Source organism: Falsiroseomonas oryziterrae (genome assembly GCF_021864505.1).
In the GTDB taxonomy this organism is placed as follows: Bacteria; Pseudomonadota; Alphaproteobacteria; order Acetobacterales; family Acetobacteraceae; genus Falsiroseomonas; species Falsiroseomonas oryziterrae.
Map to the genome: position 1 here is coordinate 1 of NZ_JAKJIB010000209.1, position 7140 is coordinate 7140.

General features: G+C 70.2%; 4 protein-coding genes and 1 pseudogene. 3 read left to right on the top strand and 2 right to left on the bottom strand.

Going from position 1 to position 7140, the window contains the following annotated elements; all coding sequences use genetic code 11:
* Positions 1-207 precede the first annotated feature (207 nt).
* Together L2I40_RS15605 and L2I40_RS15610 are read right to left on the bottom strand one after the other, a co-directional pair.
* Complete coding sequence (locus L2I40_RS15605) at positions 208-1674, bottom strand: exopolysaccharide biosynthesis polyprenyl glycosylphosphotransferase (protein WP_237216126.1); 1467 nt, start codon at positions 1672-1674, stop codon at positions 208-210.
* Positions 1675-1739: 65 nt separating this feature from the next.
* Entirely contained in the window at positions 1740-2837 is a 1098-nt protein-coding gene (locus L2I40_RS15610) for a UDP-glucuronic acid decarboxylase family protein (RefSeq protein WP_237216127.1), read from the bottom strand.
* 591 nt (positions 2838-3428) lie between these two features.
* Here L2I40_RS15610 and L2I40_RS15615 point away from each other — a divergent pair.
* From L2I40_RS15615 to L2I40_RS15625, 3 genes and pseudogenes are all read left to right on the top strand, one after another.
* Positions 3429-5693, top strand: a complete 2265-nt coding sequence (locus L2I40_RS15615; protein ID WP_237216128.1) for a GumC family protein — start codon at positions 3429-3431, stop codon at positions 5691-5693.
* 25 nt (positions 5694-5718) lie between these two features.
* On the top strand, positions 5719-6888 hold the full coding sequence (locus tag L2I40_RS15620; RefSeq protein ID WP_237216129.1) for a glycosyltransferase: 1170 nt from the start codon (positions 5719-5721) through the stop codon (positions 6886-6888).
* A 47-nt stretch (positions 6889-6935) separates the two neighbouring features.
* A pseudogene (locus tag L2I40_RS15625) lies at positions 6936-7140 on the top strand (glycosyltransferase family 4 protein); the annotation flags it as partial.

Below are 7140 nucleotides of genomic sequence, written 5' to 3' on the forward strand. Positions count from 1 at the left end.
GGCGCGCCGCCCGTCTCGGTGTCGGTGAAGAGCTGCTTGGCGACCGCGTAGCTCGTCGTCGGATCCGCACCCCGCAGGTTGGTGTCCACCGTGCCGGCATAGCCGCCGACACCCTGCTGGAAGGTCAATGTCGTCGACATGGCGCCGCTCCCGACAGCCGGTGCTGAAGACGCTGGGCTGCGCGCTCGGGCAGTCGAGGCGCGTGCATCAATCGGCGTCCCAGGTGATGAAGCGGCCCATCGCGGTGAGCACGAGAATCCGCAGATCGAGCACGGGCGACCAGTTCCGCACGTACCAGAGGTCGAGCTCGACGCGGCGCAGCGCCTTTTCAAGCGTGTCCACCTCGCCACGCGAGCCGTTGACCTGCGCCCATCCGGTGAGGCCCGGCTTGACGAGGTGACGCACCCGGTAGCGGCCGACCGCCTCGAAGTAGTAGGCGTCGCCGACGCGCATGTGCAGCGGATGCGGCCTCGGTCCGACGAGCGACATGTCCCCGCGCAGCACGTTGAGCAGCTGCGGGAGCTCGTCGATGCTGGTGCGCCGCAGGAAGCGCCCCACAGCGGTGACCCGCGCATCCCGCGCCTGCGTCCGCTGCTCGCCGGTCGGGTCGCAGGCGTCGGAGCGCATGGTGCGGAACTTGATCACCCGGATCGGTCGGTTGCAGAGGCCGAAGCGCCATTGGCGGAACAGTACCGGCCCGGGCGATTCGAGCCGGATCGCGAGCGCGACGAGCAGCAGCAGGGGCGAGAGCAGCAGCAGCAGCGTGCCCGCGATGCCTATGTCGGTCGCCCGCTTCAGGGCGCCGTCGAGCCCGCCCTGGGGATCGTTCAGCAGGTCGAGCAGCGCGTAGCGCCCGAGCGGGCTCAGCCCCGGCGGCAGCCGGGCAAAGCTGTCAGCGTCCAGCGCCTGGCACACGCGGATGCGCCGGTCCGCCACGCGGTCGCGCACCGCGTCGATCCGCGCCGCCGCGTCGGGACCGGAGATGGACAGCACCACCATGTCCACGCCGCCGTGGTCGATCAGCCGCAGGAGATGGCCGATCGCGCCAGGATCGCGGTCGTCGAGGCGGCCGGCGAGCCGCCAGCCGCGCGCCTCCTCCTCGGCGACGGCGCGTGCGATCGGCTCGCTTGCCTCCGCCGTGCCCACGACGACGACGCCATGTCCGCGCAGCACGTCATCGGCGAGCCATCCGACGGAGAAGCGCAGCGCCGCGGCCGCGATGGCGGCGCAGGCGCCCCAGGCCAGCAGCCAGTTGGGCATGTCGTGCCAGAGCGGGGCCGTGGCGGGCAGCACCAGCCAGCCGAGCGCACCGATCTCGGCGAGCGCCACGGTGATCGCCGCCACCGCGCGCAGCGCGGCCGAGCCTGCGGGCTCGGGATCGGGCGCGAGAGCGAGCCGCAGCGCGTAGCGGACCGGAACCGCCAGCGCGGCCACCAGCAGGCCGAGGCCGGCGACCTCGGACGTGCTGAAGGTCTTCGCCACGCCGGGAAAGAAGTGGCGCGAAAGAATCGCCAAGCCGACGAGCATGGCCGCGTCGGCGATCGCGACGCCGATCCGGATCGTCGTCTGCGTGACGCGGATCCGGCCCGGACGCGCCGCCGATGCCGGATCCGCGAGCAGCGCACGCAGATCGGAGAGGTCTGACTTCGTCTGCAAGGTTGCCTGGCCGCTCATCTGACCGCCTGCCTGATGCGAAATTGCCCGTCCCGCGCACCGCCAAGCGGCACGCGGTAAATGTCCTAGGCGGATGTGCGTTGGATCGGCTCGGCCGGATCGGTGGTGCCGGTCGCAGCGGGCGCCGGACCCCCCCCGACCCGGCGGAGAGCCGCGGCGATCTCGGGTGGGGCGCTCGCCGCCGGCATGGCGATGATGCTGCGCGCGGGACCATGGCCGAGCGTGAGGCGGAAATACGCGATGGTCCGCTCCAGCCCGTCCTCGAGCGGCGTCACCGGCGCCCAGCCGTCGAGCAACTCGCGGGCCTTGCCGATCTCCGGCCTGCGCTGGCGGGGATCGTCCGCCGGCAGTGGCGCGAAGCTGAGGCGCGAGCGCGATCCGGTCAGCCGCAGCACCGTCTCGGCCAATTCGAGCATGGTGAACTCGGAGGGATTGCCGAGGTTCAGCGGGCCGGGCTCGGCGGCCGGCGTCGCCATGAAGCGCGCGAGCCCATCCACCAAGTCGTCCACGTAGCAGAAGGAGCGTGTCTGCTGCCCGTCGCCGTAGACCGTGATCGGCTGCCCGGCGAGTGCCTGCACTACGAAGTTCGACACCACGCGGCCGTCGTCGGGACGCATCCGCGGGCCGTAGGTGTTGAAGATGCGGGCGACCTTGATCTCGAGCCCGTGCTGCCGGTGATAGTCGAAGAACAGCGTCTCGGCGCAGCGCTTGCCCTCGTCGTAGCAGGCGCGCGGCCCGATCGGGTTCACGTTGCCCCAGTAGCCTTCGCGCTGCGGATGCTCGACGGGATCGCCGTACACCTCGCTTGTCGAGGCCTGCAGGATGCGCGCGCGCAGCCGCTTGGCCAGGCCGAGCATGTTGATGGCACCGTGCACGCTGGTCTTCGTCGTCTGCACGGGATCGTACTGGTAGTGCACCGGCGAGGCCGGGCAGGCGAGGTTGAAGATCCGGTCCGCCTCTACGTAGAGCGGGAAGGTGACGTCGTGGCGCAGCACCTCGAAGGAGGGATCGCCGATGAGATGCGCGATGTTGGACCGAGAGCCGGTGAAGTAGTTGTCCACGCACAGGACGTCGTGGCCGTCGCGAAGCATTCGTTCGCACAAATGCGAGCCGATGAAGCCTGCACCACCTGTCACGAGGATACGCTGCGTCTTCTTCGGCATGGGTCCCGTTGCTCCTTCGTCATGGGCGACGCCCGCACCGGCTGAGGGGGGCGTTCATCCAACCGATGAAACCCGCAATCTCGACCGACAAAGGGCCACGAACTGTTGCGAGGCGTCGTCGACTTCAGCGAAAGGACAAAAAATCACATGCCCCGCATTTGCGGTGAGCCCGATGTTTTCGATTGGTTTGATAGACGTCACTAAACTAGGCAATCTCTACCGCGTGATTTCGACGTGGCTCATGATTCAGCAGTCAAGATGGAACGTTAAGACAATTCTGTTGCAGTGGAACTAGAGATCATGATCTCGGCTGGCTAATTTACGTGTATGTGATAGGCGCCTATACCGCTGCGCGGAATTCAAGACATAATTGCAACGGGCGAGCGCGAGGCGAGCGCATGGGTGGTACTCTCGCCTCTGTGAGACTTGTTGACTTGCAGTAACTAGGGATCTGTCACTCTGCCGTGATTTGAACGAAACATGATTGTCCAGGCCGTGCGAGGCTGAGGTCTCATGCCGCTACCACCGCTCCTGAACGGTCCTTCGGCCGCCTGAGCACATCGTCCCGCCACGCGTGGAAGAGCGGATTTGATGCAAAAGACCGACGACACGACATGGCGCGCAGCTGAGGCTCGCGTCGCGGCGCAGCCCCAACCGGAGGGCGTCCTGCCAGCCGAGACCGTCGGCGCGCTGTTCGGTGCGGCGCGACGCCATGCCGGCTTCATCGCCGCCTGGACCGTCGCGCTGACGGTGCTGGCGGCGCTGCTGATCACCAGCGTGACGCCCTGGTACCGCAGTGAGGCGCAGGTGATGCTGGATACGCGTCAGGTCGTGTATGCCGAGATGCGCGCCGTGCTCACCGGCCCTTCTGCCACTGCCGGTTCGGACGCTGTGCGGACCGAGGCCGAGATCCTGCAGAGCCCTGGCCTGATCCGCACCGTGGTCAGCGACCTCGGCTTGGTGGATGAGCCCGAATTCGCCGTCCGCGGACCGCTACGGTATCGCGTCGTCGCCGCGCTCGCCGACGCGGTGCGTTGGGCGGCTGATCGGGGCATGCCGTTCGGCGGGGCGGCGAATTGGCTGGAGGACACGGCGCAGGGCATCTGGAGCCCGCCGACCGACCAGCGCCTGTTCGAGGCGGTGGTGAACGCGTATCGCGACCGCTTCTCGCTTCGCTTCGACGGCCGGTCCTACATGATCACGGCCTACTTCGAGGCGATGGATCCGGTGGTCGCCGCGCAGGTGCTGAACCGGCACATCGACCTATATGTCGAGAACCAGCGGCGCATGAAGGCGGATGCGCTGCGCAGCGCGAGCGCTTGGCTCGACCGCGAGATCAGCAGCCTGGCGGGCCGCCTGTCCACGGCGGAACTCGCGGTGCAGGAGTACCGGGAGCGCAACCGTCTCTTCTCGCCGCGCGGCACCGGGCTCGTCGCGCAGGAGATGGCGGACCTGAACGGGCAGATCTCGGTGGCGCAGGGCGAGGTGGCGCGCCTGGCGGCACGCGCGCAGAGGATCCGCGAGAGCGGCGCGCGCGGCGAGACGCTCAACGAGGTGGTCGGCTCGGACAATATCGGCCGGCTGCGCCTGGCCGAGGCCGAGGCCATGCGGCGCGAGGTGGAGGCGTCGGCGCAGCTCGGCGCGCAGCATCCGACGCTGGTGTCGCTCCGCGCGCAGCGCATTGAGGCGCAGCGGAAGGTCCAGGAGGAGGTGCAGAAGGTCCTCCAGGGCGTCCAGGGCGAGCTCGCCGTGGCGCAGGCCAGGGAGACAAGCCTGCGCCGCGCCATGGAGGAACTCAGCACGCGCATGGCGGCGAATGAGGTGGCGGAGGTGCGGGCGCGCCAGTTGGAGCGCGAGGCGCAGGCGGTGCGGGCGCTCTACGAAAGCCTCCTGGTGCGCCGGCAGCAGGTCTCGGCGCAGGAAGGCATCCAGCAGGCGGATGCCCGCATCGTCTCGCCGGCCGTGCCGCCGCAGGGGGCGGCCTTCCCGCGCACCTTCATCTTCCTCGCGCTGGCCTTCGCCGTCTCGGCGTCGTCCGGCGTCGGCATCGCGATCGCGCGCGAACGCCTGCGGGCCGGCTTCGGCTCCATCAAGGACGTCGAAGCAGGGCTCGGGCTGACCGTGCTCGGCGCCTTGCCGAGTGTGCCGCGCCGGGCGCCGCTGGCACGCCAGGTGGTTCGCAACCCGCGCTCGGCTGCCGCGGAATCGGTGCGCAACCTGCGCCATCGGCTGGCGGTCGCGCTGCCCCCCACGCCGCCGCACATCTTCGTCGTCACCTCGGCGCTCGGCGGCGACGGCAAGACGAGCGTGGCGCTGGCCCTGGCCCGCAGCATGGCCTCGTCAGGTCTCGCGGTGCTGCTGATCGACGGCGACCTGCGCTGCCCTTCGGTCTCGCGCGCGGCGCTCGGCGGGGCCGAGACGCAGGGCGTCGTCGCGGTGATCGAAGCCCGGTGCCCGCTGGACGATGCGATCCGGCAGGATCCCGACTCCCCGCTGAGGATCCTCGCCGCGGAGGAAGGCACCAACGCGCCGCAGGACGTGCTGGCCTCGGCCGGCTTCGCCGAGGTGTTGCGCGCGGCGGCGCTGTCGTTCGACTGCATCATCGTGGACACGCCGCCGGCCGGCGCCTTCTCGGACGCCGTCCTCGTCGCGCGCGCGGCGACGGCGACGATCCTCGTCGTGCGCTGCAACCGCACGCCGGTCGACGCCGCGCAGGCTGCGCTGCGGACGCTCTCGGCGGGCGGCGCGAGCCTGATCGCGGCGGTGCTGAACGACGTCGATCTGAGCAAGGTGCCGGGCTACGCGCCCTACGAACTCCGGCGCTACGGCAGCCTGCGCGGGCAGGTGCGGGCATGAGCCGGCTTGCGGCGGGCGCGCGGCGATGAAGGTCGCTCTCGTCCATGACGCGCTGAACCAGTATGGCGGCGCGGAGAAGGTGCTGGAGGAGTTCCACGCGCTCTTTCCCGACGCGCCGGTGTTCTGCCCGGTCTACCTGCCGGAGGCGATGCCGCGCGCCTTCGACGCCTGGGACATCCGACCGTCCTGGCTGGCACGCCTTCCCGGCGCCAACCGCTACCATCGCGCGGTCTTCCCGCTCTACCCCTTCGCGATGCACAGCCTGGACCTGACCGGCTACGACCTGATCCTCAGCAGCTCCTTCAACTTCGCGCACAACGTGGTCGGCGACGCCGAGGCCTGCCACGTCTGCTACTGCCATTCGCCCGGCCGATTCCTCTGGGATTTCCACAACTATGCGCGGCGCGAGGGCTTCTCGCCGCTGAAGCGTGCGGCCGTCCTGCCCTTCCTGCCGCATCTACGCGGCCAGGACATCGCTTCGGCGCAGCTTGTGGACCACTGGATCTCGACCAGCCGTACCGTGCAGCGGCGCGTGCTCAGGACCTACCGCCGGCGCAGCACCATCATCCCGCCCCCGGTCGATCTCGCCGCCTTCCACCCGGCCCGCACGCACGGGCGCTACCTGCTGGTGCTGATGCGCCTGGTGCCCTGGAAGCGCGCGGACATCGTGATCGAGGCCTGCAACGCGCTGGGCCTGCCGCTGGTCGTCGCGGGCGACGGCCGCGACCGCGCGCGGCTTGAGCGGCTGGCCGGGCCGACGGTGCAGTTCGCCGGCCGCGTCGAGGGCGAGGCGAAGGCGCGGCTCTTCGCCGAATGCGCCGCCTTCGTGCTGCCTGCGGCCGAGGATTTCGGCATCACCCCGCTCGAGGCGATGGCCTCCGGGCGGCCGGTGATCGCGCTCGGCCAGGATGGCGCGCTCGACACGGTGGTGCCCGGCGTCACCGGCGAGTTCTTCGACGCACAGACGGCCGACAGCCTCGTCACGGTCCTGCGGCACTTCGATCCGGACGCCTACGACCCGGCGGCCATCCGCGCCCATGCAGAGGCGTTCGGCAGCAGCGTCTTCCGGCAGCGCATCCACGACGTCGTCACCGCGGCGTACCGGCGCCATCTCGGCGGACGCCCGGCTGCGGCCGGGAGGGCGACGCACGCCGCACGGGACATCCCGCAAGTGCCGGCCGACATGGCCGCCTGACGCCACGGCGGTTCGCACGACGACGATCGGGGGGCAGCATGCAAGGCTTGAGCGTCCTCGGTATCGGGAACGGATGGTTCCCCGAGCGCAAGGGCGGCGTGGAGAACGTCTTCTACAACCTCTGCCAGCAGCTGCCGCGCCAGGGCGTCGCGCTGCACGGGCTCGTGCCGGGCTCCGCGGGCATCGCGGACAGCACCGGCGGCCGCGTCGCGAGCTTCGCGGCCGACGGCTCGCCCGGCCCGCAGCGCGCCC